Genomic DNA, 25,163 nt, shown 5'->3' on the forward strand with positions numbered 1-25,163 from the left:
CGACAGCGCCCAAATCGGCTCGACGGGCCTGCGGCATGGTAAGCTTCGACCCCGCGCACATTGCGGGCGCCACGCACTTACCCCATCCTGCCACTTATACCCGTACTTATACCCTTTTATACATCTATGGATCTCATTCTTGCGCTAAAAGCCATCATCATGGGGCTGGTCGAAGGTTTTACCGAATTCTTGCCGATTTCGTCCACGGGACATCTGATCCTGGCCGGCAGCCTGCTCGACTTTACCAAGGATGTCTCGAAAGAAGTCATGGATGTCTTCGAGATCGCCATCCAGGCCGGCGCCATCCTGGCCGTGTGCTGGGAATACCGCCAGCGCATCGGCAGCGTGCTGTCTACCTTCGGCAGCGAAGCGAAGTCGCGCAAGTTCGTGCTGAACGTGGCCATCGCCTTCCTGCCACTGGCGGTCATCGGACTGGCTATCGGCAAGATGATCAAGCATGCGCTGTTCAAGCCCGTTCCGGTCGCCATGGCCTTCATCATCGGCGGCATCGTGATTCTGCTGGTGGAGCGTCGCGCGCGCACCAATCCCGTCACCGTGCGCGTCAACTCGGTCGACGAAATGACGCCGTTCGACGCATTGAAAGTGGGCTGCGCGCAGGCGTTCGCGCTGATTCCCGGCACCAGCCGTTCCGGCTCGACCATCATCGGCGGCATGTTGCTGGGCCTGTCGCGCAAGACGGCTACCGAGTTCTCGTTCTTCCTGGCCATCCCGACGTTGCTGGCCGCCACCGCCTATTCTTTATACAAAGCGCGCGACATCCTGTCGGCCACCGACGTGCCCCTGTTCGGCCTGGGCACCGTGGCCGCCTTCATTTCCGCCTTCCTGTGCGTGCGCTGGCTGCTGCGCTATATCAGCTCGCACGACTTCACGTTTTTTGCCTGGTACCGCATTGTGTTCGGCTTGCTGGTATTGGCCAGCGCCCACTACGGCTGGGTTGTTTGGGCAGAATAAGGCACTATGAATCAAGATCTTAACCAGCGCGCGCTGCACCTGCTGCAAACCGTTTTCGGCTACCCGGCCTTCCGCGGCCAGCAAGCCGACATCGTCGACCACGTCAGCCATGGCGGCGACGCGCTGGTGCTGATGCCCACGGGCGGCGGCAAGTCGCTGTGCTACCAGATTCCCGCGCTGCTGCGCGATGGCGTCGGCGTCGTCGTCTCGCCGCTGATCGCACTGATGCAGGACCAGGTGGACGCGCTGGAAGAAGTCGGCGTGCGCGCCGCCTTCCTGAACTCCACCCAGACCTACGAAGAAGCGAGCCGCATCGAGCGCCTGGTGCGCACGGGCGGCATCGACGTCGTCTACGTGGCGCCCGAGCGCCTGATGACGCAGCGCTGCCTTGACCTGTTCCAGGCGTCGAAGATCTCCCTGTTCGCCATCGACGAGGCGCACTGCGTAGCCCAGTGGGGCCACGACTTCCGTCCCGAATACATCAAGCTGTCGGTGCTGCACGAGCAGTTCCCGGACGTGCCGCGCATCGCGCTCACGGCCACGGCCGACCCGCAGACGCGCGCTGAAATCGCGCTGCGCCTGCAGCTGGAAGACGCGCGCCAGTTCGTCTCGTCCTTCGACCGCCCGAACATCCGCTACCAGATCGTGGAAAAGGCGAATGGCCGCAAGCAGCTGCTCGACTTCATCAACACGGAACACGCGGGCGACTGCGGCATCGTGTACTGCCTGTCGCGCAAAAAGGTCGAAGAGACGGCGGAATTTCTGAACCAGAGCGGCATCCGCGCCCTGCCCTACCACGCCGGCATGGAGTACGCCAAGCGCAGCGCCAACCAGGCGCGCTTCCTGCGCGAGGAAAACATCGTCATGGTCGCCACCATCGCCTTCGGCATGGGCATCGACAAGCCCGACGTGCGCTTCGTCGCGCATCTGGATCTGCCGAAAAGCATCGAGGGCTATTACCAGGAAACGGGGCGCGCGGGCCGCGACGGCATGGCCGCCAACGCCTGGATGGCGTACGGCTTGCAGGACGTGGTGCTGCAGCGGCGCATGATTGACGAATCGGAAGCGGACGACACCTTCAAGCGCGTGCTGGGCGTGAAGCTCGACGCCATGCTGGGCCTGTGCGAAACGCTCAGCTGCCGCCGCATGCGATTGCTCGAATACTTCGGCGAACCGGCTTCGCCGTGCGGCAATTGCGACACCTGCCTGGTGCCGCCCGTGTCGTTCGACGGCACGGTGCCCGTGCAAAAACTGCTGTCGGCCATCTACCGCGTCGACCAGCGCTTCGCCGGCGGCCACGTGATCGACGTGCTGCGCGGCGTGGAGTCCGAACGCATCAAGACCTGGCACCACGATTCGCTGTCGGTCTTCGGCATCGGCTCGGACCTGGGCGAAGCGGAATGGAAATCGATTTTGCGCCAGGCCATCGCGCTCGGTCTCGTCTCGGTCGACCATGAACAATACAGCTCGCTGAAACTGACGGACGCCTCGCGCCCCGTGCTCAAGGGCGGCCAGAAGGTGCAGCTGCGCCAGTACCAGAAACCGGTGAAAACCAGCAAGCGCAGCACCAGCGTGGCGAAGGGTTATGTCGAGACGGACTTGTCTACCAGCGAGCAGGCGATCTTCGACAAGCTGCGCTGGTGGCGCGTGGAAACGGCGCGCACCCACAACGTGCCCGCCTACGTGATTTTCGTCGACGCCACCCTGCGCGAAATCGCCAAGGCCAAGCCCACCTCGCTCGAGCAGATGCGCGGCGTGAGCGGCGTGGGCGAGAAAAAACTGGCCTCGTACGGCGACGAAATCGTCGCCATGATCCTGGAGATGATTTAATGGAAGCACTCTCGCCCGACCTGATTTACCAGGCCGTGAAAATCCTCGGCGCCCAGCCTGACGCAGAAGACGCGGTGGAAGCGCAAGTACGTACCCTGGTCGGCGACGACCTGACGGTGCGTCGCCTGGCCGACGTGGTGCCGGAAGCCTTCGGCCTGGTGCTGGTGTCGCACCTTCCCGGCGCCGAAAACATGACCTTGCCCGCCACCTTCCGCGCGCAGGACGAGGACGGCGAATGGGTGGAGTTCCCCTTGCGCCGCGAGCCGATCTTTGTCGTCGCCGCGGATATCGCCCAGCATACTTTCCACAACGGCCCGCGCGCCCTGATCAAAAATCTCGCCGACCGCAGCTCCTTGCTGTCGGCCATCAACAAGGCCTTGAACGCGGGTGGCTCGCTCGATGGCACGACCCTGGGTCCGCCCTCCTTCTTCGGCCTGCCGGCATCGCTGTACCGGCCGGCGGCATCGGCCGAGACGCCCTGACCACTCCACCTAGCCCCTGCCCTTGACAAGAGAACGCCGCCGCGATGGAAACCAAATGGCTGGAAGACTTCATCTCGCTCGCTGAAACGCATAATTTCAGCCGTTCCGCGGCCCTGCGCCACGTGACCCAGCCGGCCTTTTCGCGGCGCATCCAGTCGCTGGAAAACTGGCTCGGCATCGACCTGGTCGACCGCACCTCGTACCCGACGCGGCTGACGCCCGCTGGCGCCGTGTTCTACGAGCAGGCGCTGGAAATGCTGGGGCAGATCAACGGCGTGCGCGCCCTGTTGCGCGGCAAGCGCGCGGCCACGCAAACGAGCGTCGACTTCGCCGTGCCGCACACCCTGTCGCTGACCTTCATGCCGAAATGGCTGACGGCGCTGGAAGAAGGTTTTGCGCCGATCAACAGCCGTTTGATGGCCCTGAACGTGCACGACGCCGTGCTGCAGCTGGTCGACGGCGGCTGCGACCTGCTGCTGTGCTATCACCATCCGCGCCAGCCGGTGCAGCTCGATCCGGGCCGCTACGACATGCTGGTGATGGGCCGCGAAACCCTGCGCGCGTATGCGCGCTGCGGCCAGGACAAGGTGCCGGACTTCGTCCTGCCCGGCAGCGCCAGGGAGCCGCTGCCCTTCCTCTCCTACACCAACAACGCCTACCTGGGCCGCATGGTGGAACTGCTGCTGGCCGACGCCAAGGCGCCCCTGTTCCTGGAAACCTGCTACGAAACGGACATGGCCGAAGGCTTGAAAATGATGGCGCTGGAGGGACGCGGCATCGCCTTCCTGCCCGAATCGGCCGTCATGCGCGACGTCAAATACAAGCACCTGGCACGCGCCGACGGCGGCGCGCCTGGCTGGGAAATCGAGCTGGAAATCCGCTTGTACCGCGAGCGCCCGTCCAGCCTGCGCCCCGGCAAGCAGATCGTCGAAAGCCTGTGGCAATACCTGGTGCAGGTGCAGGAAAGCGCCGCGCGCGGCGGAAAAAAACGCCGGCGCGCGGCTGTCACCACCATTCCATCCTGACCTCCTAACTATGCAATAAATGCATAACCGGATGCGCACAAAGCATTGGCCGGGGCATGAGGCTATCGCCTACGATGCGGTTCCGCTGCGCGCAACTCAATTGATTGCGCCTACCACAGCATTTTTGAATGCCAGGAAAAATCGTAGCGAGCGGCAGTGATTTGTGGCCGAGAAGCGCAGCTGTACGAAGGTACAGCGAGCATCGCCGGCCGCAAAGCACGACGCGCAGTAGATTTTTCGGCATTACACCACCGTTTTGTCCAGGAGCTTATCAAGCATGACCAGCAAGCACGCACTTCCTTCCTACCTCAATCCTGAAGACCTGGGCCCATGGGGCGTCTACCTCGAGCAGATCGACCGCGTCACGCCGTACCTGGGCAACCTGTCGCGCTGGGTGGAAACGCTGAAGCGTCCAAAGCGCATCCTGACGGTCGACGTGCCTATCGAGCGCGATGACGGCACCATTGCCCACTACGAAGGCTACCGCGTGCAGCACAATCTGTCGCGCGGCCCGGGCAAAGGCGGCGTACGCTTCCACCAGGACGTTACCCTGTCGGAAGTGATGGCGCTGTCGGCCTGGATGACGGTCAAGAATGCAGCGGTCAACGTGCCATACGGCGGCGCCAAGGGCGGTATCCGTGTCGATCCGAAGACCCTGTCGCGCAACGAACTGCAACGCCTGACGCGCCGCTACACGAGCGAGATCAGCATGATCATCGGACCGAACAAGGATATCCCGGCGCCGGATGTCAACACGAATGAACAAGTCATGGCGTGGATGATGGACAGCTACGCCATGATCGGCGGCAATATGTCGACCGGCGTGGTGACGGGCAAACCGATCTCGCTGGGCGGCAGCCTGGGTCGCCGCGATGCGACGGGCCGCGGCGTATTCGTCGTCGGTTGCGATGCGGCCGCCAAGGTCGGCATGTCGCTCGAAGGCGCGAAAGTCATCGTGCAAGGTTTCGGCAACGTGGGCGGCGTCGCTGCACGCATGTTCGCTGAAGCCGGCTCGAAAGTGGTCGCGGTACAGGATCACAAGACCACCGTCGTGCATTCCGGCGGCTTGAACATCCCGCAATTGCTGGCACACGTGGCCGAAGTGGGCAGCGTCGAAGGCTTCCCGGGCGCCGAGGCATTCGTGCCGCGCGAAGATTTCTGGGGCATCGATTGCGACATCCTGATTCCGGCCGCGCTGGAACAGCAGATCACGGCCGAACGCGCACAAGTCATCCGCGCCAAGATCATCCTGGAAGGCGCCAACGGCCCGACCCTGCCTGCAGCGGACGACATCCTGACCGACCGCGGCGTGCTGATCGTGCCGGACGTGCTGGCCAACGCCGGCGGCGTGACCGTCAGCTACTTCGAGTGGGCGCAGAACTTCTCGAGCTTCTTCTGGACGGAAGAAGAAATCAACAGCCGCCTGACCCGCATCATGCGCGAAGCGTTCGACGCGGTATGGCAAGTGTCGCAAGAGAAGAAAGTGTCGATGCGTACCGCCACCTTCATCCTGGCGTGCACGCGCGTGCTGCAGGCGCGCGAAGTACGCGGCCTCTACCCATAATGGCTGCCTGAGAAAATGCCTGGGGCGTTGTTGCCTGCCCCTCGCCGTACTGGCGTACTGTCTTCGGCTTTGCGCCTGGCCCCAGACATTTTTCAGGCGCCAAATGGCTGCCTGCGAAAATGCCTGGGGCGTTGTTGCTTCGCCTCGCCGTACTAGCGTACTGTCTTCGGCTTTGCGCCTAGCCCCAGACATTTTTCAGGCGCCATTGAGTTACTGGCGCTGTTAAAAAAATCCCGCCACACTTGCGTGTGAGCGGGATTTTTTGTATCTGGCGGACTTTTTTACGCCGCGTAGCCTTGCGGATTCTGGTGCTGCCAGCGCCAGTGGTCGCGGCACATGTCGTCGATATTTTTCTGTGCTTGCCAGCCCAGCAATTGCTTCGCCTTGTCGGCCGAGGCGTAGCAGCTGGCGATGTCGCCGGGGCGGCGCGGCACGATGTCGTATGGCACCTTGCGGCCGCTGGCGGCCTCGAAGGCGCGTACGGTGTCAAGCACGCTGTAGCCGTGACCCGTGCCCAGGTTGACGGTAAAGCCGCCCTCGGTGGAGAACAGGCGGTTCAGGGCCGCCACATGGCCCAGCGCCAGGTCGACCACGTGGATGTAGTCGCGCACGCCCGTACCGTCCGGCGTGTCGTAGTCGTTGCCGAAGACGGCCAGCCGCTCGCGGCGGCCGACGGCCACCTGGGCGATGAAAGGCATCAGATTGTTCGGGATGCCGGCCGGATCTTCGCCGATCAAGCCGCTGGCATGCGCGCCGACGGGATTAAAGTAGCGCAATACACCGACTTGCCATTGCGCATCGGCATGCACGAGATCGGCCAGGATCTCCTCGACCATCAGCTTCGAGCGGCCGTACGGATTGGTCACGGACAGGCGCGACGATTCCACGATCGGCAAGGCTTCCGGATCGCCATACACGGTGGCCGACGAGCTGAACACAAAACGCTTCACGTTCGCCGCCGCCAGCACTTCCAGCAGCGCCACGGTGCCCGACACATTGTTGTCCATGTACATCAGCGGCTGGGCCACGGATTCGCCCACGGCTTTCAAGCCGGCGAAATGGATCACCGCATCGATGGCATGCTCGCGCAAGACGGCGGCCATGGCCGTGCGGTCGCGCACGTCCGCTTCATAGAAGGGCACGCTTTTGCCGGCAATGCGCTCCACGCGCGCCATCGCTTCGCGCGCGCTATTGCACAGATTATCCACCGCGACCACCTCAAAACCGGCAGCCAGCAATTCGACACAGGTATGCGAACCGATGAAACCGGATGCGCCGGTCACGAGTATTTTCTTGGACATAATATCAATCAATGCAAAAAAGATAAGACTAGCGGAATTTCCCCGCTTTGCCAAGCCCGCACAAGGCTGCGCAAGTAATAAAAAAGCCCGCCGCATTGCTGCGGCAGGCTTCATTTTTATGCAAATGGCAGGGGTGGGCAAGCCGCCATAATGTGTTTATTTCTTGATGAACACCAGATCCCACACGCCATGGCCCAGCTTCAAGCCGCGATTTTCAAACTTGGTCAGCGGACGATATGCCGGTTGCGGCGCATAAGCATCGGCGCTATTGCGCAGTTGAGGCTCGGCGCCCAGCACGTCCAGCATTTGCACCGCGTAATCTTCCCAATCGGTGGCGCAATGCAGATAGCCGCCCGGCGCGAGGCGGTCGGTCAATTGCTTGACGAATGGCGACTGGATCAAACGACGCTTGTTGTGGCGCGCCTTGTGCCATGGATCGGGAAAAAACACATGGATGCCGGCCAGCGAATTGGCGGGAATCATGTGCGTGAGTACTTCCACCGCATCGTGCTGCAGCAGGCGCAGATTCGTCAGCGACTCTTCGCCGATCAGCTTCAGCAGGCTGCCGACGCCAGGCGTGTGCACTTCGACGCCGATGAAATCCTTCTCCGGCATGGCTTTGGCGATATGCGCCGTCGTCGCGCCCATGCCAAAACCGATTTCCAGGATCACGGGCGCCTTGCGGCCGAACACCTGCTCGAAGTCCATGGACTCCTTGGCGAATGGCAACAAGAACTGCGGCCCCAAGGTCTCAAGCGCGCGCGCCTGCGCGACAGACAGCCGTCCCGCGCGGGTGACAAAACTGCGGATGCGGTGTTCGGTCGGATCGTACATCATCGGCCGCGCCGGGCCGTTTGCTGGGGTATCAGAAGACATGGGAATGGAGAAATAAGTAGCCGCGCCGCATCAAGCCAGGCGCCAGCGAAAAATGGAGCGGGTGAAGGGAATCGAACCCTCGTCGTAAGCTTGGGAAGCTCGACAAGGAACTCAACAGCCATGCGGGCTTGCGACCCGTTTCTGCTCCGCAAAGGTGACATTATAGCAGCGCTGGAAGCCATGAACCATGCTGTTGATTTTATGGTTGTGGAGCAAATTTTTCGGCTTAACGATGGTTTTTTCTGTTTTATCTGCTATCTGCACCTTGAAACGCACCAAAGCTCAAAATACTATCGGCCGCAAGTAAAGAACGTCCAACCTCTGCGGCCCTAATGCTGCATAAAAACTACCCATAGATAAAAATTTTTGTTGCCTGACTTGAATTTCAAAATATCATCCATACTTGCTTTTGGTTAATGTCACTTGGAGGTGGTATGGCGAAGAGAACTAATTTGATGGAAGCAATTGCAAACACCATTCAGTCGTATAGGAAAGGGGAAATTCCTGTTCCTACGGTTGACCATGTTGATCGCTGGATCAGCCAATTTACACCAGAAAATCAGTTGCCAATGCTGCAAGAATTTAGCGATGTCATCGAAAGTTCCTTCATCACTCATGAGAGTTTTGTTAGATTCTTAGGTGGCCTAATGAACAATGCAGCACTGACAGGCAAAACTCCTAAAGACTTTTGGTCAAAAGTAAATTTTTTAAGAGTACAAAAAGATGGTGTTAGTCAACGAGCAATGCTTAAGCTGATGGCTGTTCAGTTGAAAGATACATTTGGACTTGATCTAGCAAAATGCGGAGCGGACGATGGTGACTTCATGTATTTGGATGACATCATGTGCACTGGTAGTCGGGTCGGTAATGACATCGTCGATTGGATCAAAAACGACGCACCAAAAGAGTGCCGTCTCCACATTGTTCTTGCAGTGACGCACACAACAGGCGAATATTATTTGCGGAATACACGGCTTGAAAACGCGAAGAAGGAAGCTGGCAAGCAAGGAATAAAGATCACTGTTTGGCGCGCTCTGGAACTGGAAAATACGGTGTATTGGAATAGAAATGCTGATGTTTATTGGCCAAGTGAGCTACCCAATCTTGAAACAGTAAAATCCTACGCAGCGAACGGAAAATTTCCGTTCAAGCCTCGTGAACTCGGTGGAAAGTCGAAGATTTTCAAATCCGAAGAAGGGCGTAAGATACTTGAAGCTGAGTTCCTACTCGCAGGGATGAAGATTCGATCACACCATTCGACGCCAAAGGACTCTCTTCGACCGCTCGGATTTGGCCCCTTCGGGATCGGCTTTGGCTCAACCTTAGTGACCTATCGGAACTGCCCCAACACAGCCCCCCTTGCGGTTTGGTGGGGTGATGGTGGTGCAAGCAATACAGCGTTACAATGGTATCCTCTACTCCCACGAAAAACGTACTCGTCTGCGGAAAATGTCTTCAGTAAATGCTTCGACTAAGTTTGAATTGCTACGCACATACACTAGAAGTGAGTGCGTAGTCTTTCATCGTACGAAGGACCCGTTTGGCGGGCTTTCGAATATGGCTGGTGGATACGCGGTAACTGTCAATGGTGTACGTTTTCGCACAACTGAGGCTTTATATCAAGCATGCCGATTTCCACAATTACCTGAAGTTCAAAGGTTGGTCATCTCAGAGGCCAGTCCAATTGTAGCCAAGCGAAAAACAATGCCATTCCGCGACCAGACAAGAAAAGACTGGGACTCCATTCGGCACAAAATTATGCGATGGTGTTTGCGAGTGAAACTTGCCCAAAACTACACTGAGTTCGGAGCTTTGTTACTTTCCACAGGTGATGGTCATATCGTTGAGCAATCAAGTAAAGATACATTCTGGGGCGCGCGAGTTATCGATCAAAATACTCTTGCAGGAGAGAATGTTCTCGGCCGCTTGCTGATGGAACTTAGAGAAGACGCACGAATTGACGAAAAGCAGATATTAAGGGTTGTGCCCCCTTTACCCATACCAGATTTTAACCTCTTTGGTGAGCCTATCGAGATAGTGACTGCCCCGAATTCAGAGGCGTTGCATGGTTATCGAAGCACCATGTTGTTCTGATTGCTCCGCCGACTGATATCTTTCGTGCTCGGACAATATGACCGCAATACAGCCCCGCTAGCACACTAAAACGTCCCTTCCCACACCCATCACACCAACAACGTCAAGAAACGCTCAAAGTGCGTCAAAATGCGTCAAATCGCATGCCCCCTCTTAGCCCCGCCGCGCCAGTCCTCATGCTCCTTCGGCCATGGCGCAAATTTGAGTCAAAAGACCCCTATATAGCGGGCAGGTGTGGAGGGGGGACAACTGCGCGCGCCGGGCCGAAACGGGCCTTTTTCTTGCTTCTGGTACAACATCATTCGCTGGGACGTGAAAAAGCCGCCTCGTGGGCGGCTTGTGCGGTGGCTGGGGCGCTCTTGCGCGGCTGGACTGTCGCGGCCCTGCCCTGCCGGCTATCGCGGCGTGGCCCTCATCCTGGGCGGCCGGCGCGGCTCTTCGCCGCCTGCACCTTGTCGTAGTCGTCGCGGCAATCCACGCCACAGAACAGCAGCGCGGGCGCCAGCGCCTCGTCGCAGTAGTGGCAGCAGCCATGCGCCGCCAGGGCGGGCCGGCCGCGCACGGCGGCCAGGCCGCGCGCCACCTCCGCAAAGATAATCTTGTCGGTGTTGTCGATGTGATCGCTCATTGCGCTGTCTCCTTGCCCAGGCCCAGGTCATACGGCGCGAACTTCACCACTTCCACGCCGGCCCACTCGTTGATCGCTTCGAACTGCGCCTGCAGCGGCACCAGCTCATTGCGGGCGAAGACGCGCGCGGCCGGTTCCACGGCACCGAAGCCGCCGGCATTGTTTGGCAGAATGCCCATCAGCTGCGGCGGTACGCGGTGCGCGGCAAGCTGGTCGTCGCGCGTGACGCTCTTGATGTTGAAAAACTCGTCCTTGGCGGCTACGTCCGACACGGGCAGAATCTGGATGCCGTCCTTCTTGCCGTTCGGTGCGTACATGAACAGGTTGCGGAAGTTGCCCGGCCCCTTGCTGTCGCGCATGGCCTGGCGCAGGTTGTCCACGTCCTGCGTATTCGCCGCGGCATCCGTCATGTAGAACACGAAGCCGGCATGCGAGCCGTTCTTGTAGTACTTGCGGCGAAACAGGGTCGCCGCCTCGTTGAGCCAGGCCGACTGCAGGGCGCTCAGGTACTGCGGCACGCCGTACAGCTCCTGGTTCACGTCCGGTTCCATCAGGTGAAACACGCGGCCCTTGTCGAACTGGTGCACGGCCTGGTAGCCGTTGACGAAATAATAGGTATCCAGATCGACGCCGCGCCGCATGTACTTGGCCAGCGCGTGCTGGTACGCCAGCGCCTTGCCGCTACGGCTGGGCCGGTCTTCCAGGTAGGCATTGCCGAAGGTCAGATAGTCCAGGGCCATGCGCTTGAATCCATCGCGCGACAGGTATTTCGTCGGCATCAAGGTGGACGTCAGCACGTTGGCCTTGAAGTGGATGGCGCTGCTGTGGTGCACGCCCGCGTTGAAGGACTTGGCCAAGCCGGCCAGGTTGACGGGCGGTTCATACCAGTGGCCGTTCTTCCAGCATTCGAAGCAATCGAGAATGTCGGCGTGCTCGAGCACGGGCGTCGGGTCGCCGAAGGAAAACGCCTCGATGCCGGCGGTGGCCGGCGCCGTGGCGGGGGAATCTGGGGCGGGCTGGGCCTGCTGGCCGCGCGCGCGCAGGTGTCGTGCTTTTCTCAAGAATAAATCTCCATGAAAGATTGGTGGTTGTCAGTGGTGCCTTCGAATGGCTCGTGGTCGAGCGCGTGCATGCAGGCCCACGCCAGGTCGGCGTGGCCGGTTTCATCGCTGCGGCCGGCGATATACGTCACGTGCCGCCCGCTGGGGGTGAGGGTCTTGTGGATGGCCATGAAGGACTGCGCGATGTCCGTCCAGCCGGCATCGAACTCCAGCCGCCCCTTGCTGATGATGTTTTTGGCTTTTAGCACCATGCGGGTTTTGACTTCGGGCGAGTAATTCAGGGCCGTCACTGCCGGGAAGAAGCCGCGCACGATCGGCAGCACGCCGATACCCATGCCCGTGGTATCGATGCCGATGTATTCGACGTTGTAGCGCTGCGTCATCTGGCGGATGGCATCGGCGTGGTCCTCGAAGCTCTGCCCGCGCCACTGGTGGCGCTCCAGGATGCGGAACTTGCCGCCGGCCGTCATGGGCGGCGCCAGCACCACGCAGCCGGCGCTGTCGCCGTTCAAGGCCGGGTCGTAGCCGATCCACACGGGCCGGTTGCCGAACGGCCGCAGGCCCAGCAAGGGCTTGTAGTCGTCCCACTCCACCCAGGAATCGACCATGCAGCGCTGCAGCTCGGCCAGCGGGAAGACCGAGGCCGAGTCGTCAATAAAATTGCACATCAGCAGGTTATCGAACTGGTCCGGGCTGTATTCGAAGTTGCGCAGCTCGTCGATGTCGAACAGGTTGCAGCCGCCACGCTCGGCGTCCAGGATGGTGACGATCTGGCGCCAGATTTTGTCCTCGCCCGTAAAACCCGACGAGAGGCGGCTGTGGCTGACGTCGATGTTCACCTGGTCGGCCTTGGCGCGGCGCTTGTTGAACAGCTCGCCCGTCCAGAACGGGTAAGCCTGGTGCGTGGTGGAGGATGGCGTGGAGAAATAGGTTTTGCGCCATTTCTTGTGAATGGCCATGCCCGAGGCCACCTTGTTCAGCTCCTGGAAATTCTGCGTCCAGAAGAATTCATCGAAGTAGAAATTGCCGTGGTAGCCCTGCGCCGTGCGCGCATTGGTACCGAGGAAATACAGGTGTGCACCGTTCGGCAGCACGATGGGGTCGCCCGTCAGCTCGATGCCGGCCGCCTCGCGCGCGAATTGCACAATGTATTGCTTGAAGACGTGGGCCTGGCTCTTGGAAGCGGACAGGAAGATTTGATTGCGGCCCGTCGCCATCGCGTCGGCCAGCGCCTCGCGGGCGAAGTACCAGGTGGCGCCGATCTGGCGGCTCTTGAGAATGGCGCGCGTGCGCTGGTCGCCGTTGCGATACCAGACCTTTTGATAGTCGAACAGCGAGTCCTGGAAGGCGTCGAGCAGCTGGATTTTCTGTTCTTCGCTGAAATCGTTGCGCGTAGGCTTTTTCTTCGGCCCGGCATTGCGGTTCGCCAGCTTGGGGTTGAGATCGACCTCGTTGCCTCCCGGCTGCTCGTAGCGGCGCACGCGTGCCATCTGCACGATGGTGCGGGCTAGCAGATCGATTTCCTTGTAATCGCTGCCGCTCTTGACCTCTTTTTCGATCAGTTTCACCAGGCGCAGCTCGGCCGACGCTTCGACGTGCTCGATGGCCTGCGCCTTGTCCCACTCGTCGCGCTCTTTCCAGCTATTGATGGTGCTGCGCTTGATCCCCAGGTGGCGGGCAATGGACGAAATGCGCCAGCCCTTCCAGTACAGGGCGCGCGCGGCACGGCGCGGCTCGGATTCGGGCACGGCCAGTTCACCGATGATTCCATCGATGGTTTGTTCGCTTGTTTTCTCGATTGTCAGCATGCCGCCAGCGTAGGCCGCGCGCGCGCGGAGCGGGGAAAGGCAAAAGTCGCTATGGCCCATAGCAACCCGCACCGCATTGAATCGCAGCGCCAAGACGTTGACCATGGCGTTATCCGATCAACCGAGACACGCCACCATGCCTAAATCCCAATTCTTCCGCGTCGCCACCGAAGGCGCCACCACCGACGGTCGCAACATCGACCGCGCCACCATCGAGCAAATCGCCGCCACCTACAACCCGAAGACCTACGCAGCGCGCATCTGGCTGGAACACATCCGGGGCATCCTGCCCGACAGCCAGTTCAAGGCCTACGGCGACGTGATCGCCGTGAAAGCCGAGGAAGTGGACACCGACAACGGCAAGAAACTGGCCCTGTTCGCGCAGATCGAACCCACGCCGGAACTGGTGGCCATCAACAAGGCGAAACAAAAGCTCTACACCAGCCTGGAAATTCAGCCCGACTTTGCCGACTCGGCGCAGCCCTACCTGGTCGGCCTGGGCGTCACCGACAGCCCAGCCAGCCTGGGCACCGAGGCACTGAAATTCTCCGCCAGCCGCAAACAGCAAAGCGCCAACCTGTTTACTTCCGCCGTCGAGGTGACGCTGGAATTTGAAGAGCCGCAGGGCACCAAGCTGGCCGACGCCATGAAAAACCTGCTGTCGCGCTTCTCCAATAAATCCGGCGCCGACGCCGCGCAGTTCGCCGACATCAGCGAGGCCGTGCAAGCGCTGGCCGGCCACGTCGTCACCGCCAACGATAACTACACGGGCACCCTGGCGCGCCTGGAGAAAACCGAAACAGCGTTGCAGGCCACGCAGGACGAGCTGGCCGCTTTCAAGGCGCAGATGGACGAAGCGCCCGGCAACGGCCCGCGCCGCCCGGCCGCCACCGGCAACGACGGCGCCGTGCAGACCGAGTTTTAAGCGCCTTCGCCCTTTCTTCCCCCCATTCAACAACGGAGCACTGATTTATGAAAAAGCAAACGCGCCAGGTCTTTGGCCAATATGAAACCCGCCTGGGCCACCTGAACGACACGGACAACGTGGCCAAGACCTTCAGCGTCACGCCCAGCGTGCAGCAAAAGCTGGAAAACAAGATGCAGGAATCGAGCGAGTTCCTGTCGAAAGTGAACATCATCGGCGTGGGCGAGCAGGAAGGCGAAAAACTGGGCCTGGGCGTATCCGGCCCGATTGCCAGCCGCACCAACACCAAGGACAAGGAACGCGAGACGCGCGACCTGTCCACCATGGATAGCACCAAGTACCGCTGCGAGCAAACCAACTTTGACACGCATTTGAGCTATGCCAAGCTGGACGCCTGGGCCAAGTTCCAGGACTTTCAATCGCGCGTGGCCAATGCAATCTTGACGCGCCAGGCACTCGACCGCATCGTCATCGGTTTCAACGGCGTGAAAGTCATGGCCACCACCGACCTGGCCGCCAATCCTCTGCTGCAGGACGTGAACAAGGGCTGGCTGCAGCACCTGCGCGAACAGGCGCCCGATCGCGTGCTGGGCCTGGTGGCCAGCGGCATGCCGGGCAAGGTCATCATCGGCGACGTGGACGGCGCCGACTATGCCAACCTGGACGCGGCCGTCGCCGATGCCGTCAACCTGCTGGACCCGTGGTATCAGGAAGACACCAATCTGGTGGCCATCGTCGGGCGCAAGCTGCTGAACGATAAATACTTCCCGCTGGTGAACACCAAGCAGGCGCCCACGGAAACCCTGGCGGCCGACATCATCATCAGCCAGAAACGCATTGGCGGCTTGCCGGCGGCGCGCGTGCCCTACTTCCCGGACAACGCCATCCTGATTACCCGCTTCGACAATCTGTCGATTTACTTCCAGGACGGCGCGCGGCGCCGCCGCGTGGTGGACGAGCCCAAGCGCGACCGCATCGAGAATTACGAGTCGTCGAACGACGCCTATGTGATCGAAGACCTGGGCCTGGCCGCGCTGGTGGAAAACATCGAGCTGAAAGACAAGTGATGAGCAACCAATCTCCCGCCCTGCGCCACCGCGCGCGCATGCTGGCCGAGCGCACGGCCGGCGCCTCCGCGCCGCTGGGCGTCACCACCGGCACGGCCTACGAAATGATGCTCTACAAGCTGTCCGATGACCGCCGGCGCCTGAAGTCCATTCAGTCCGTGGAACGCAAGATCGAGGTCAAGGCCACCATGCTGCCCGACTATGCGCAGTGGATCGACGGCGTGCTGGCCGGCGGCAAGGGCGCCCAGGATGACGTGTTTGCCACCCTGCTGGTGTGGCACATCGACACGGGCGAGTACGAGCGCGCCCTGGTCATGGCCGCCTATGCGCTGGAACACAAGTTCACCTTGCCCGACACCTACAGCCGCGACATCGCCACCCTGATGCTGGACGAGTTCGCCGAAGGCTACTTGCACGGCAAGCTGGCCAGCGATCCGCAGCACGCGGCCCAGGTGCTGGGCACCGTCGAGCAGCTGACGGCCGCCAGCGACGCGCCCGACCAGGCGCGCGCCAAGCTGCACAAGGCCATCGGCCTGGCCATGATCGCCGTGCTGGACCAGGCCGACGAAACGGACATCGCCCCGGCGCTGGTGGCACAAGCGGAAACGGCCATGGCCCAGCTGAAACGCGCACGCGCCCTGTCGGAGTCGTGCGGCGTCAAGAAAGATATGGAACGGCTGGAGCGGCGCCTCAAACGCACGGCCGGTTCCGCGTAAGAGCATCCCCCGCAGCACGGCGGCACGGGGGGATTCTGGCCAACGCATAGTCAACGATGCTGACCTGATGAACCCCGTCCACCGCCCTATTTTTGAAAGCGCCCCGTATGTCCTTCATGGCCCTGCCCCCGTCAATCCCGCCCGGCACCGCGCCGGCGCCGCCAGCGGCTGCCCCTGGCATCATCGAGAACGATGGCTGGTTTCCCGACGTCAACCTGGCCGAAATGCGCGACGCCATGCGCCTGGACGGCACCGTCACCGACGCGCGCCTGGTGCAAGCCGTGGTCGATGCCATCCTGCAGGTCAACCGCGAACTGGCGCAATGGCAAGGCACGCAAGCGCAAGCCGGCATCGCCGCGCTGGTAGACGTGCCCGCCACGCGCATCAACCGCGAGTCCCGCTTGCTGGCGCAGTACCGGCGCGCCGTCTACAGCACGGCGAAGGCGGACCTGATCGAGCGTTACCGCGACTACGACAGCACGGCCACGTCCGTCAGCGACAAGAAAAGCATGGAATGGCTGGACGAGGCGCCCGGCGCACAGCGGCGCAATGCGCAATGGGCCATCGCCGATATGGTCGGCCGCACGCATCTGACCGTGGAATTGATCTGATGCAAGTGCGCACGCGGCAGCACGACACGGTGGACGCCCTGGTGTGGCGCTACCTGGGCGACGGTGCGGGATACGTCGAGCAAACCCTGGAAATGAATCCCGCGCTGGCGCGCCACGGCGCCGTGCTGCCTGCCGGCCTGGTCATCACGCTGCCCGAGCCGGCGCCCAGCACGGGCCAGGTGGCCGCAGCCGATCTTGTGCAGCTATGGGATTAACCCTGGCATTTACCCTTTATCCATCATGAAAAATCTATCACCCCTCTCACCGGAGAATCAAGCAATGTCCGCAGAATCGTTTGGTGGTTTCGCCACCCTGGTCAAACTGTACGGCTTCAAGGCGGCCCTTGGCATGGTCGGCGCCGCCATGCTGTACATCGTGCTGCCACCGCTGAACAGCGACGGCACCTTCAACAAGGGCGAATTTGTCGCCCGCCTGGCCTGTGCGGGCGTGTTCTCGTGCCTGCTGGGCGGCACCGTGTACCAGCTGCTGTGCGCCCAGCTCCCGGCCATCGGCGCCATGGTCAACGCGTCCGCCATCGACTTGATCGTCGGCGCGCCTGGCTGGTGGGTATCGCGCGCCGTGGCCCTGTGGTTCCAGCGCCGCAGCGACAAGGACATCGCCGAGCTGGTCAAAGACGCGAAGGAACACTGATGGCCACCACAGAAAATCCCCTGATAGCACGCGTCATCGACGCCATCCTGCGCGCCGAAGGCGGCTATGTGAACGACCCTCTCGATGCGGGCGGCGAAACCAATTACGGCATCACGGTGGCCGTGGCGCGCGCCAACGGCTACACGGGGCCGATGCGCGACCTGCCCATGGCAGTGGCGCGCGTCATCTACACGGCGCGCTATATCACGGAACCGAAGTTCGACCAGGTGCTGGCCCTGCATGCCGGCATCGGCGCCGAGCTGATCGACACGGGCGTGAACATGGGGCCGCACCGCGCGGCCGAGTTCCTGCAGCGCTGGCTGAACGGTTTCAACGACACGGGCGCGCGCTATCCCGCCCTGTTTGTCGATGGCCGCCTAGGCGCGCAGTCGATGGGCGCTCTTGCATCCTTCCTGAAATGGCGCGGCCAGGATGGTGCGGCCGTGCTGCTGCGCGCCTTGAACGGCTTGCAGGCGGCGCGCTACCTGGAAATCACCGAGGCCAACAAGACCCAGCGCCGTTTCCTGTTCGGCTGGATCAAGGAACGGGTGGCCATGTGACCACAACCACCTGGCGCCCGCTGGCCGCCTACCTGCTGTGCGGCGCCCTGACGGGCTGGACGGCGCAGGGCTGGCGCAAGGACGCCAGCATCGCCGAGCTGCAGCGGGCGGCGGCCGCCAGTAAAACCACCGCCGCCACCGCAATGGCCCAGGCCACCGCCCGCGTGCTCACCCTGGAGCGCGCCGCCGGCGCCGCCCTGGCGCAGCGCGCCGACCACCTCACCCAGGAGCAATCCCATGCAAAAACTGAGCGTGACCGTTTTAACGATGACGTGCGCAGTGGCGCTGTGCGCCTGTCAATCCCCATTGCCAGCGGCCAGTGCGCCGCAACTGCAGATTCCACCTCTGCCGCAAGCGATCAGCACCAAACGCGCGCCGAACTTGACCCGGCGACTGCGGCAGCTCTTGACGCCATTGCCGGCGATGGCGACGACGCCACCCGGCAACTGAACGCCTGCATCGATTCCTACAACCTAGTACGAGACACCTACCATGTACAAACCGAATAGCCTGCGCCAGCACCTGGCCGCCGCCATCCCCGACCTGCAGCGCGACCCCGACCGCCTGCTGGTCTTCGCCGACGAGGGCAATGTGGTGGCCAATGCCACCGCCTCCCTATCCTTCGAATACCGTTTCAAGCTCAACCTGATCGTCACCGACTACGCCGGCGACGCCGACGCCATCATGGTGGCCCTGATCGCCTGGCTGAAAGTCCACCAGCTCGACCTGATGGCCAACGAGGAAACGCGCAAGCATGGCATCGCCTTCGAGGTGGATTTTAATAACCATGAAACGGTCGACATTTCCATCAAGCTGGACCTGACCGAGCGCGTGGCCGTCAAGACTGGCGAGGCGGGCCGCCTGGATATCAAGCACCTGGCCGAGATACAGCACATGCCCGCCTACGCCGACGAGTTCTGGAAACTGTACGCCGGCGAGAAGCTGCTGGCCGAATGGCACACGCCCGAGGCCACGCCGTGAGCGACGACCTGCACACGCTGGAAGCCTGGGCCCGGGCGCTGCTGGCCAAGCTGCAACCGGCCCAGCGCCGGGCAATCAATCACAAAGTGGCCATCGACCTGCGCCGCAGCCAGGCGCAGCGCATCAAGGCACAGCAAGGACCGGACGGCACCGCGTATTCGGCACGCAAGCGGCGCAAGGAATTCAAGGGGAAGAATGGACGGATCAAGCGGCAAAAGGCAGCCATGTTCGCCAAGATTCGCACCGCCAAACACCTGAAAGTGAAGGCGACCGGCGACCAGATCGAGGTTGGGTTCTTTGGCTGGGTGGCACGCGTGGCGCGTGTGCATCAGTTTGGCCGGCAAGACCGCTTGTCGAAAAAAGGCCCACTGTACAAGTACCCGGAGCGGCCGCTGCTCGGCTTGAGTGAGCCGGATCGGACGTTGATACGCGAATCGTTGCTGCGTCACATGGATAAAAATTGAGATGCTTCAGTGCAAACTTCAACTGACATTAGTTATCAAATGAGTTAGAGTTCTATTATTCTTCGCAGTGAAGTAGGCTAAAAATAGTAGTGCAATGCGCGATGCAGCGAATCCATCTTTCTGCCAACACAATAAATAGATAACTACCGATTAAAAGCTTTAAAATTAAAATTACATTCACAATAAAAATTTGAGTGCAAATTTATAATAATTCACAAAAATTGTGTAAATACTGGATCAATAATGAGTGATGCCGTGATTAAATTCTCCATACCAATAAATACAAGAGGACTTTATTTAAATGAAGATATTTTAAAAAAAATTGATACCTTGGCAAAAAAAATTGTATTGGAATCAAATGCGCTGCCTCATATAGAATCAGAAATTCGCGCATCAACGGACAAAGGGAGAAGCATTTCAGCAATAGATATTCCGACATTGCTCAAAAAAATCGAAGGCATTGACGAAAAAATAAACTCGTTTTCTATCAGACATGAAACAATCAATAGAAAAACAGCAATTCAGATAGTATTTGACAAAAAAGGTGAAGTGAAAATTAATGCTTATGGAACGCAAACTGATTTGGAATTTAATTTGCAAAGAATAAAAATGGAAATAAACGTCTGCGACCAGGAGTATCACTGGTTAATTCAGAAGGTAACTACTTCAAAATTTTTGCGAGCAACTCCTATTACCATATTCTTTTCGCTATCAATGATAACTATGATTTGTATTTTTTATTACTTCTATGCAAAATCTATAGGAATAGACATTGACAATACATTGATTATTCATGATTCTCTGCAGTATGTAAAAGATGTAGAGAAAGCGATCCGCTCCGATTCGGTATCTGAAAAATTAAATGCAATATTAAAGGGAGAGTTGAGAAACTTCTCAAATGTAACAGAGGTATTGAAAGACATATCGTTAAAAATTAGATTTCTATCAATTTCCACCTTTATTGTAGCCGTAGCATTATTTCTTCAATACAAATTAAAAAAACTATTCCCAATTTATTTTTTCGAATTTGGCCACCAAATTGGGCAGTATGAGAAGCTAGTAAAAAAAAGAGAAATTTGGATAGTGGGGATAATTTTGGCTTTTGCAGTTAACATCATATCTGGAATTTTTGTCTCATTTTTCTAACGACGTTGCCACATCAACGCCACCTTAACAATACCTCTAACAAAAAAAGCCATAAAACCAGCCATCAAGTGAACTTCAATTTTCCCAATTAAACTGTACGCGAAAGTATCTATAGAAAAATTTGATCTCTATAAAACTTGAACTTAAGGTCGACACATATAAACTGCACCATCCTTTTCGATGAAAAAAAGGCGGGGGACTTTCCCACCATCAAGCATATAAATGTGAGCTTAATAAGCATGCATTGCCATAGTCACTAAGCAGCATATCAACCCGCCCCCGCGTGCATCCGCACGCGGACTTCGGCAACATGCACTGCATGAACGCCGACCTGTCCGACCTCCTCCGCTTGCTGCAAAACCTGATCCGCCTGGGCACCATTGCCGAGGTCAAAGGGGCCAAGGCGCGCGTCCGGCTCGGACCGACCCTCACCACGGTATGGCTGAAATGGGTCACGCCGCGCGCCGGCAGCACGCGCACCTGGTCAACGCCGACTATCGGCGAACAGGTGATCGTCTTTTCCCCGGGCGGCGACCTGACGCGCGGCATCATCCTGCCCGCGCTGTACTCGCAGGCATTTGATGCGCCCGACACCCGCGACAGCATCCACACCACGCATTACCCCGACGGCGCCGTGGTGCAATACGACCATGCGGCCCACGCGCTGACGGCCACGCTGCCAGGCGGCACCGCCACCATCACGGCCGACAAGGTGACGTCGAACGCGCCCAGCACCATCTGCACGGGCGACCTGACCGTCATGAAAAACCTGATCGTCAAGCAATCCACTACCGTGGAAGGCGTCACCACCCTGAACGGCGGCGTGAATGCCAAGGCCGGCGCCGCTGGCGGCGTGGCCATGGCCGTGCAAGGTTCCATCAAGGCGACCGACGACGTGCTGGCCGGCGCCATCAGCCTGGCCAAGCATCCGCACGGCGGCGTCAGGTCCGGCGGCGACCAGTCGGGCGGGCCGTTGCCATGATGGGCATGCACGCCGCCACCGGGCGCAGCCTGACGGGTCTGAATCATCTGCGCCAGTCCGTGGCCGACATCCTCACCACACCCATCGGCTCACGTATCCGGCGCCGGCGCTATGGTTCCGAAGTGCCCGAACTGATCGACCAGCCCCTGAACAGCGCCACGCAGTTGCGCATCTACGCCGCCACCGCCTTTGCCCTGCGCCGCTGGGAGCCGCGCCTGCAGCTCGCCAGCGTGCAGCTCACGCGCGACACGGACGGCGCCATCGCGCTGCTGCTCGATGGCACGGCGAATGGCCAGGGCATCACCCTGTCCGTGCCCGTCAAGCAAGGCGGCAGCGTATGAGCACGCCCATCGACCTGACCCAGTTGCCTGCGCCCAGCGTGGTCGAGGTGCTGGACTTCGAAGCCATCCTCGCTACACGCAAAGCTCACCTTGTCAGCCTGCTGCCGGAAGCCGCGCGCGCCGCCGTCACGGCCCTGTTGGAGCTGGAATCGGAGCCGGCCACCAAGCTGCTGGAAGAGAACAGCTACCAAGAAACCATCTTGCGAAACCGCGTCAACGAGGCCGGCAAGGCCGTCATGCTGGCGTTTGCCATCGACGGCGACCTGGACCAGCTGGGCGCCAACGTCAACGTGGGGCGCCTGACCATCACGCCGGCCAATCCCAACGCCCTGCCGCCCGTGGCCGCCGTCATGGAAGATAACGACGCCTACCGCCTGCGCATCCAGGAAGCGCCGGATGGCCTGTCCGTGGCCGGCCCGAAAGCGTCGTATGAATTTCACGCCCGCAGCAGCGACGGCCGCGTCAAGGACGCGAGCGCCACCAGCCCTTCGCCAGCTCACGTCATCGTCACTGTGCTGGCCAACAACGACACAGGCATCGCCGACTCCGCGCTGCTGGCCACCGTGGCGCGCGCACTCAACGCCGAGGACGTGCGCCCCCTGGGCGACCGCCTGACGGTGCAGGCCGCCCAGGTCATCGACTACCAGATCGAGGCCACCTTGTTTATCGGAGTCGGCCCGGAAGTGCCGATTCTGCTGGACGCCGCGCACGCCAACGCCGTGCGCGTGTCGCAGCCGCGCCGCCCGCTGGGCCACAGCATTTATCGATCCGCCTGCAGCGCCGCCGTCCACGTCGAAGGCGTGCGCAAGGTCGTCTTGACCAGCCCGGCGGCGGACATCGAACTGAACGCCACCCAGGCCGCGCGCTGCACGGCCATCAAGCTCAATGTCGTGGTGCGCGATGAATAAGGTCGTGCCCACCCTGCCGCCCAACACCACGGCGCTGGAGCGCGCCATTGCTGTGGCCTGCGCCGAGCTGGTCAACGTGCCCGTGCCGCTGCGCGACCTGTGGAACGCCGACCGCTGCCCGGTCAACTTGCTGCCGTTCCTGGCCTGGGCCTGCTCCGTTGACCGCTGGGACGACGCCTGGCCCGAATCGACCAAGCGCGGCACCATCAAGGCGGCCTATTTCATCCACAAGCACAAGGGCACGATTGCCGCCGTGCGCCGCGTGGTGGAGTCCCTGGGCTATTTGATCCGCATCACCGAATGGTGGCAAACCACGCCACCGGGCGTACCGGGCACCTTCCGCCTCGATGTCGGCGTGCTGGACTCGGGCATCACGGATGCCATGTTTCAGGAAATGGAACGCCTGATTGCCGACGCCAAACCCGTCAGCCGCCATATGACGGGCCTGGCGATTTACCTGGAAAGTCGCGGCAACGTCTACGCGGGCGCTTGCGCCTACCACGGCGACGCCATGACCGTGTATCCCTGGATCGCGGAAACCATCGAAGTGCGCGGCACGCTGTTGCAGGCCGGCGCATCCCATACCATCGACACCCTGACCATCTATCCATGACCACATACTTTGCCATCCTGACCGAAGTGGGCGAGGCCAAGCTGGCCAACGCCATCGCCCTGGGCCAAACCCTGAAACTGAAAAGCCTGGCCGTGGGCGACGGCAACGGCATGCTGCCGATGCCCGTACGCACGCAAAAGGCGCTGGTCCACGAAGTGCGCCGCGCCGGCCTGAACCAGTTGAGCATCGACCCGGCCAACGCCAGCCAGATCATCGTCGAGCAAGTCTTGCCCGAGGACGTGGGCGGCTGGTGGATTCGTGAAATCGGTATCTACGACGAAGCCGGCGACCTGTGCGCGGTGGCCAACTGCCCGCCCAGCTACAAGCCATTGATGGCCGAGGGCAGCGGCCGCACGCAAGTGGTGCGCATTGTCCTCATCGTGGCCAGCACAGCCGCCATCGAACTGAAAATCGACCCGTCTGTCATCCTGGCCACGCGCAAGTATGTCGATGAGCAGGACATCATCGTGCGCGCCTACAGTGACGCGCAACTGGCCAAGCACCTGGCCGCCGCCGACCCGCATCCGCTGCTGGCCAAGGTCGCCTATGTCGATCAGCAGGACACCAGCGCACGCGCCTATGGCGATCAGCAGCTGACCAAGCACCAGGCTGCTGCCGATCCGCACCCGCTCCTGGCCAAGGTCGCTTATGTCGATCAGCAGGACACCAGCGCACGTGCCTATGGCGACCAGCAACTGACCAAGCACCAGGCGGCCGCCGATCCGCACCCGCTACTGGCCAAGGTTACCTATGTCGATCAGCAAGACACCAGCGCACGCGCCTATGGCGACCAGCAGCTGGCCAAGCACGCAGCGGCGGCCGATCCGCATCCGCAATACAGCATGAAGGAGATCGCGACACTGCCGAAGTTTGACGCGTCGAGCAAGCTGGTCAATGCCGATTTTGTACAGCGCGCGCAAGGAAACATGGTGCGCTATGCCGACGTCATTGAAAGCCGCACACTCACCGTCGAGGATATGGGTTGCGCCCTGTACTTCCCTTCCGCCGGCAAGACCATCACCATTCCCGACCCCGTAGCGCTTGGCATTCCCAACAATTCCGGCAAGTGCGTCAAGTTCTTCGGCCTGTTCAATACCGGCACCATTCTTGCCGCGCCAGGCGTAAACATTGGATTTGATGTCGGCAGTGTGCCGAGCATCACGATCAAGCCAGGGCAATTTCTGACCCTCATGGCGACCGGGCCAAAAGTCTGGCAAGTCATCGACTCGACCGCCGAGCTGTGGCGCAATGCCGACTTTGCGGCGATGTTGTTTTCGAACGGCTTCAAGCAAATTTCCGGCGACTTCATTTTGCAATGGGGCACTGGTGCTACAACCCAGGCCGCTGGCTATGTCGATGTGATCTTTCCCATTCCGTTTCCGAACAAGTGTTTTCGTGTCTTCGGGGGCTATGACGGGCAAGGCGGCACCGGTGCCAGTGCGCCCAGCAATATCAATGCCGGCATGCAAACCAAAACGGGCTGCCGCCTGTTCACCTACAACGGGACAACGCTGTCGGGCGGCATCACCCCATCCTATTTTGCGATTGGAAACTAAT

At 60.4% G+C, this 25,163-nt stretch carries 28 protein-coding genes; 23 read left to right on the plus strand and 5 right to left on the minus strand.

All coding sequences use genetic code 11. The features are described from left to right. Positions 1-126: 126 nt before the first annotated feature. From D9M09_RS24305 to D9M09_RS24325, 5 genes are all read left to right on the plus strand, one after another. The gene (locus D9M09_RS24305; protein ID WP_070220493.1) at positions 127-972 is read left to right on the plus strand and encodes an undecaprenyl-diphosphate phosphatase; all 846 of its coding nucleotides are present in this window, start codon (positions 127-129) and stop codon (positions 970-972) included. A 6-nt stretch (positions 973-978) separates the two neighbouring features. After that, a complete protein-coding gene (recQ, locus tag D9M09_RS24310; RefSeq protein WP_070220494.1) occupies positions 979-2,802 on the plus strand; it encodes a DNA helicase RecQ in 1,824 nt (607 codons plus the stop codon). After that, a complete protein-coding gene (locus D9M09_RS24315) occupies positions 2,802-3,284 on the plus strand; it encodes a hypothetical protein (protein WP_070290863.1) in 483 nt (160 codons plus the stop codon). Before recQ ends, D9M09_RS24315 begins: the two co-directional genes overlap by 1 nt. Positions 3,285-3,328: 44 nt before the next feature. Continuing rightward, on the plus strand, positions 3,329-4,309 hold the full coding sequence (locus tag D9M09_RS24320; RefSeq protein WP_070290862.1) for a LysR family transcriptional regulator: 981 nt from the start codon (positions 3,329-3,331) through the stop codon (positions 4,307-4,309). 277 nt (positions 4,310-4,586) lie between these two features. Then, the gene (locus D9M09_RS24325) at positions 4,587-5,873 is read left to right on the plus strand and encodes a Glu/Leu/Phe/Val family dehydrogenase (protein WP_070220497.1); all 1,287 of its coding nucleotides are present in this window, start codon (positions 4,587-4,589) and stop codon (positions 5,871-5,873) included. Positions 5,874-6,154: 281 nt separating this feature from the next. Here D9M09_RS24325 and galE read toward each other — a convergent pair whose 3' ends face one another. Next, on the minus strand, positions 6,155-7,174 hold the full coding sequence (gene galE, locus D9M09_RS24330) for a UDP-glucose 4-epimerase GalE (RefSeq protein ID WP_121670573.1): 1,020 nt from the start codon (positions 7,172-7,174) through the stop codon (positions 6,155-6,157). A 156-nt stretch (positions 7,175-7,330) separates the two neighbouring features. Then, positions 7,331-8,011, minus strand: a complete 681-nt coding sequence (gene trmB / locus D9M09_RS24335) for a tRNA (guanosine(46)-N7)-methyltransferase TrmB (protein ID WP_070220500.1) — start codon at positions 8,009-8,011, stop codon at positions 7,331-7,333. Positions 8,012-8,484: 473 nt separating this feature from the next. On the opposite strand from trmB, the gene D9M09_RS24345 reads away from it, so the two are divergent. Beyond that, positions 8,485-9,525, plus strand: a complete 1,041-nt coding sequence (locus D9M09_RS24345) for a phosphoribosyltransferase-like protein (RefSeq protein WP_121670575.1) — start codon at positions 8,485-8,487, stop codon at positions 9,523-9,525. Beyond that, positions 9,500-10,144, plus strand: a complete 645-nt coding sequence (locus D9M09_RS24350) for an NADAR family protein (protein ID WP_276208651.1) — start codon at positions 9,500-9,502, stop codon at positions 10,142-10,144. The genes D9M09_RS24345 and D9M09_RS24350 overlap by 26 nt, the downstream gene beginning before the upstream one ends. Positions 10,145-10,556: 412 nt before the next feature. On the opposite strand, the gene D9M09_RS24355 is transcribed toward D9M09_RS24350, so the two are convergent. Genes D9M09_RS24355 through D9M09_RS24365 form a run of 3 tightly spaced genes read right to left on the minus strand, consistent with a single transcriptional unit; the run spans position 10,557 to position 13,641 of the window. Beyond that, positions 10,557-10,772: a hypothetical protein gene (locus D9M09_RS24355; RefSeq protein ID WP_121670576.1), complete on the minus strand. Its 216-nt coding sequence runs from the start codon at positions 10,770-10,772 to the stop codon at positions 10,557-10,559. Then, positions 10,769-11,833 carry a phage portal protein gene (locus D9M09_RS24360; RefSeq protein WP_121670577.1) on the minus strand — a complete coding sequence of 355 codons (1,065 nt, stop codon included), beginning with the start codon at positions 11,831-11,833 and terminating at the stop codon, positions 10,769-10,771. The genes D9M09_RS24355 and D9M09_RS24360 overlap by 4 nt, the downstream gene beginning before the upstream one ends. After that, positions 11,830-13,641 carry a terminase ATPase subunit family protein gene (locus D9M09_RS24365; RefSeq protein ID WP_121671225.1) on the minus strand — a complete coding sequence of 604 codons (1,812 nt, stop codon included), beginning with the start codon at positions 13,639-13,641 and terminating at the stop codon, positions 11,830-11,832. The genes D9M09_RS24360 and D9M09_RS24365 overlap by 4 nt, the downstream gene beginning before the upstream one ends. Positions 13,642-13,777: 136 nt before the next feature. Here D9M09_RS24365 and D9M09_RS24370 point away from each other — a divergent pair, with 136 nt between their 5' ends. The 16 genes from D9M09_RS24370 to D9M09_RS29405 all read left to right on the plus strand — a co-directional run bounded on the left by D9M09_RS24370 (position 13,778) and on the right by D9M09_RS29405 (position 25,162). Further along, positions 13,778-14,566, plus strand: coding sequence for a GPO family capsid scaffolding protein (locus D9M09_RS24370; protein WP_121670578.1), 789 nt, complete (start codon positions 13,778-13,780; stop codon positions 14,564-14,566). Positions 14,567-14,613: 47 nt separating this feature from the next. Next, complete coding sequence (locus tag D9M09_RS24375; protein ID WP_121670579.1) at positions 14,614-15,633, plus strand: phage major capsid protein, P2 family; 1,020 nt, start codon at positions 14,614-14,616, stop codon at positions 15,631-15,633. Then, a complete protein-coding gene (gene gpM / locus D9M09_RS24380; RefSeq protein WP_121670580.1) occupies positions 15,633-16,349 on the plus strand; it encodes a phage terminase small subunit in 717 nt (238 codons plus the stop codon). The genes D9M09_RS24375 and gpM overlap by 1 nt, the downstream gene beginning before the upstream one ends. Positions 16,350-16,456: 107 nt before the next feature. Further along, positions 16,457-16,960: a head completion/stabilization protein gene (locus D9M09_RS24385; protein WP_121670581.1), complete on the plus strand. Its 504-nt coding sequence runs from the start codon at positions 16,457-16,459 to the stop codon at positions 16,958-16,960. After that, positions 16,960-17,175, plus strand: a complete 216-nt coding sequence (locus D9M09_RS24390) for a tail protein X (RefSeq protein ID WP_121670582.1) — start codon at positions 16,960-16,962, stop codon at positions 17,173-17,175. The genes D9M09_RS24385 and D9M09_RS24390 overlap by 1 nt, the downstream gene beginning before the upstream one ends. A gap of 64 nt (positions 17,176-17,239) precedes the next feature. Continuing rightward, positions 17,240-17,611, plus strand: a complete 372-nt coding sequence (locus tag D9M09_RS24395) for a hypothetical protein (RefSeq protein WP_035820867.1) — start codon at positions 17,240-17,242, stop codon at positions 17,609-17,611. After that, positions 17,611-18,171 carry a glycoside hydrolase family 108 protein gene (locus D9M09_RS24400; RefSeq protein ID WP_121670583.1) on the plus strand — a complete coding sequence of 187 codons (561 nt, stop codon included), beginning with the start codon at positions 17,611-17,613 and terminating at the stop codon, positions 18,169-18,171. Before D9M09_RS24395 ends, D9M09_RS24400 begins: the two co-directional genes overlap by 1 nt. Further along, complete coding sequence (locus tag D9M09_RS24405; protein ID WP_121670584.1) at positions 18,168-18,680, plus strand: lysis system i-spanin subunit Rz; 513 nt, start codon at positions 18,168-18,170, stop codon at positions 18,678-18,680. Before D9M09_RS24400 ends, D9M09_RS24405 begins: the two co-directional genes overlap by 4 nt. Then, positions 18,664-19,152, plus strand: a complete 489-nt coding sequence (locus D9M09_RS24410; protein ID WP_121670585.1) for a phage tail protein — start codon at positions 18,664-18,666, stop codon at positions 19,150-19,152. The genes D9M09_RS24405 and D9M09_RS24410 overlap by 17 nt, the downstream gene beginning before the upstream one ends. After that, positions 19,149-19,616, plus strand: coding sequence for a phage virion morphogenesis protein (locus D9M09_RS24415; RefSeq protein ID WP_121670586.1), 468 nt, complete (start codon positions 19,149-19,151; stop codon positions 19,614-19,616). The genes D9M09_RS24410 and D9M09_RS24415 overlap by 4 nt, the downstream gene beginning before the upstream one ends. Positions 19,617-19,859: 243 nt before the next feature. After that, positions 19,860-20,762 (plus strand): hypothetical protein, encoded by a 903-nt coding sequence (locus D9M09_RS29245; protein WP_162995785.1) that lies wholly within the window; start codon positions 19,860-19,862, stop codon positions 20,760-20,762. 310 nt (positions 20,763-21,072) lie between these two features. Beyond that, positions 21,073-21,744, plus strand: coding sequence for a phage baseplate assembly protein V (locus D9M09_RS24420; protein ID WP_240453462.1), 672 nt, complete (start codon positions 21,073-21,075; stop codon positions 21,742-21,744). Further along, positions 21,741-22,085 (plus strand): GPW/gp25 family protein, encoded by a 345-nt coding sequence (locus D9M09_RS24425; protein ID WP_121670587.1) that lies wholly within the window; start codon positions 21,741-21,743, stop codon positions 22,083-22,085. The genes D9M09_RS24420 and D9M09_RS24425 overlap by 4 nt, the downstream gene beginning before the upstream one ends. Continuing rightward, the gene (locus tag D9M09_RS24430) at positions 22,082-22,993 is read left to right on the plus strand and encodes a baseplate assembly protein (RefSeq protein ID WP_121670588.1); all 912 of its coding nucleotides are present in this window, start codon (positions 22,082-22,084) and stop codon (positions 22,991-22,993) included. The genes D9M09_RS24425 and D9M09_RS24430 overlap by 4 nt, the downstream gene beginning before the upstream one ends. After that, positions 22,986-23,606, plus strand: a complete 621-nt coding sequence (locus D9M09_RS24435) for a phage tail protein I (protein WP_205602300.1) — start codon at positions 22,986-22,988, stop codon at positions 23,604-23,606. The genes D9M09_RS24430 and D9M09_RS24435 overlap by 8 nt, the downstream gene beginning before the upstream one ends. Beyond that, positions 23,603-25,162 (plus strand): phage tail protein, encoded by a 1,560-nt coding sequence (locus tag D9M09_RS29405; protein ID WP_205602301.1) that lies wholly within the window; start codon positions 23,603-23,605, stop codon positions 25,160-25,162. Before D9M09_RS24435 ends, D9M09_RS29405 begins: the two co-directional genes overlap by 4 nt. Position 25,163: the final 1 nt, after the last annotated feature.

Source organism: Janthinobacterium agaricidamnosum, from assembly GCF_003667705.1.
In the GTDB taxonomy this organism is placed as follows: Bacteria; Pseudomonadota; Gammaproteobacteria; order Burkholderiales; family Burkholderiaceae_D; genus Janthinobacterium.

Bases quoted from the DNA above. Each gene is read 5' to 3' on its own strand.
- D9M09_RS24305 (WP_070220493.1), top strand. From the start codon at position 127: ATGGATCTCATTCTTGCGCTAAAAGCCATCATCATGGGGCTGGTCGAA.
- recQ (WP_070220494.1), top strand. From the start codon at position 979: ATGAATCAAGATCTTAACCAGCGCGCGCTGCACCTGCTGCAAACCGTT.
- D9M09_RS24315 (WP_070290863.1), top strand. From the start codon at position 2,802: ATGGAAGCACTCTCGCCCGACCTGATTTACCAGGCCGTGAAAATCCTC.
- D9M09_RS24320 (WP_070290862.1), top strand. From the start codon at position 3,329: ATGGAAACCAAATGGCTGGAAGACTTCATCTCGCTCGCTGAAACGCAT.
- D9M09_RS24325 (WP_070220497.1), top strand. From the start codon at position 4,587: ATGACCAGCAAGCACGCACTTCCTTCCTACCTCAATCCTGAAGACCTG.
- galE (WP_121670573.1), bottom strand. From the start codon at position 7,174: ATGTCCAAGAAAATACTCGTGACCGGCGCATCCGGTTTCATCGGTTCG.
- trmB (WP_070220500.1), bottom strand. From the start codon at position 8,011: ATGATGTACGATCCGACCGAACACCGCATCCGCAGTTTTGTCACCCGC.
- D9M09_RS24345 (WP_121670575.1), top strand. From the start codon at position 8,485: ATGGCGAAGAGAACTAATTTGATGGAAGCAATTGCAAACACCATTCAG.
- D9M09_RS24350 (WP_276208651.1), top strand. From the start codon at position 9,500: ATGTCTTCAGTAAATGCTTCGACTAAGTTTGAATTGCTACGCACATAC.
- D9M09_RS24355 (WP_121670576.1), bottom strand. From the start codon at position 10,772: ATGAGCGATCACATCGACAACACCGACAAGATTATCTTTGCGGAGGTG.
- D9M09_RS24365 (WP_121671225.1), bottom strand. From the start codon at position 13,641: ATGCTGACAATCGAGAAAACAAGCGAACAAACCATCGATGGAATCATC.
- D9M09_RS24370 (WP_121670578.1), top strand. From the start codon at position 13,778: ATGCCTAAATCCCAATTCTTCCGCGTCGCCACCGAAGGCGCCACCACC.
- D9M09_RS24375 (WP_121670579.1), top strand. From the start codon at position 14,614: ATGAAAAAGCAAACGCGCCAGGTCTTTGGCCAATATGAAACCCGCCTG.
- gpM (WP_121670580.1), top strand. From the start codon at position 15,633: ATGAGCAACCAATCTCCCGCCCTGCGCCACCGCGCGCGCATGCTGGCC.
- D9M09_RS24385 (WP_121670581.1), top strand. From the start codon at position 16,457: ATGTCCTTCATGGCCCTGCCCCCGTCAATCCCGCCCGGCACCGCGCCG.
- D9M09_RS24390 (WP_121670582.1), top strand. From the start codon at position 16,960: ATGCAAGTGCGCACGCGGCAGCACGACACGGTGGACGCCCTGGTGTGG.
- D9M09_RS24395 (WP_035820867.1), top strand. From the start codon at position 17,240: ATGTCCGCAGAATCGTTTGGTGGTTTCGCCACCCTGGTCAAACTGTAC.
- D9M09_RS24400 (WP_121670583.1), top strand. From the start codon at position 17,611: ATGGCCACCACAGAAAATCCCCTGATAGCACGCGTCATCGACGCCATC.
- D9M09_RS24410 (WP_121670585.1), top strand. From the start codon at position 18,664: ATGTACAAACCGAATAGCCTGCGCCAGCACCTGGCCGCCGCCATCCCC.
- D9M09_RS29245 (WP_162995785.1), top strand. From the start codon at position 19,860: ATGAGTGATGCCGTGATTAAATTCTCCATACCAATAAATACAAGAGGA.
- D9M09_RS24420 (WP_240453462.1), top strand. From the start codon at position 21,073: ATGCACTGCATGAACGCCGACCTGTCCGACCTCCTCCGCTTGCTGCAA.
- D9M09_RS24425 (WP_121670587.1), top strand. From the start codon at position 21,741: ATGATGGGCATGCACGCCGCCACCGGGCGCAGCCTGACGGGTCTGAAT.
- D9M09_RS24430 (WP_121670588.1), top strand. From the start codon at position 22,082: ATGAGCACGCCCATCGACCTGACCCAGTTGCCTGCGCCCAGCGTGGTC.
- D9M09_RS24435 (WP_205602300.1), top strand. From the start codon at position 22,986: ATGAATAAGGTCGTGCCCACCCTGCCGCCCAACACCACGGCGCTGGAG.
- D9M09_RS29405 (WP_205602301.1), top strand. From the start codon at position 23,603: ATGACCACATACTTTGCCATCCTGACCGAAGTGGGCGAGGCCAAGCTG.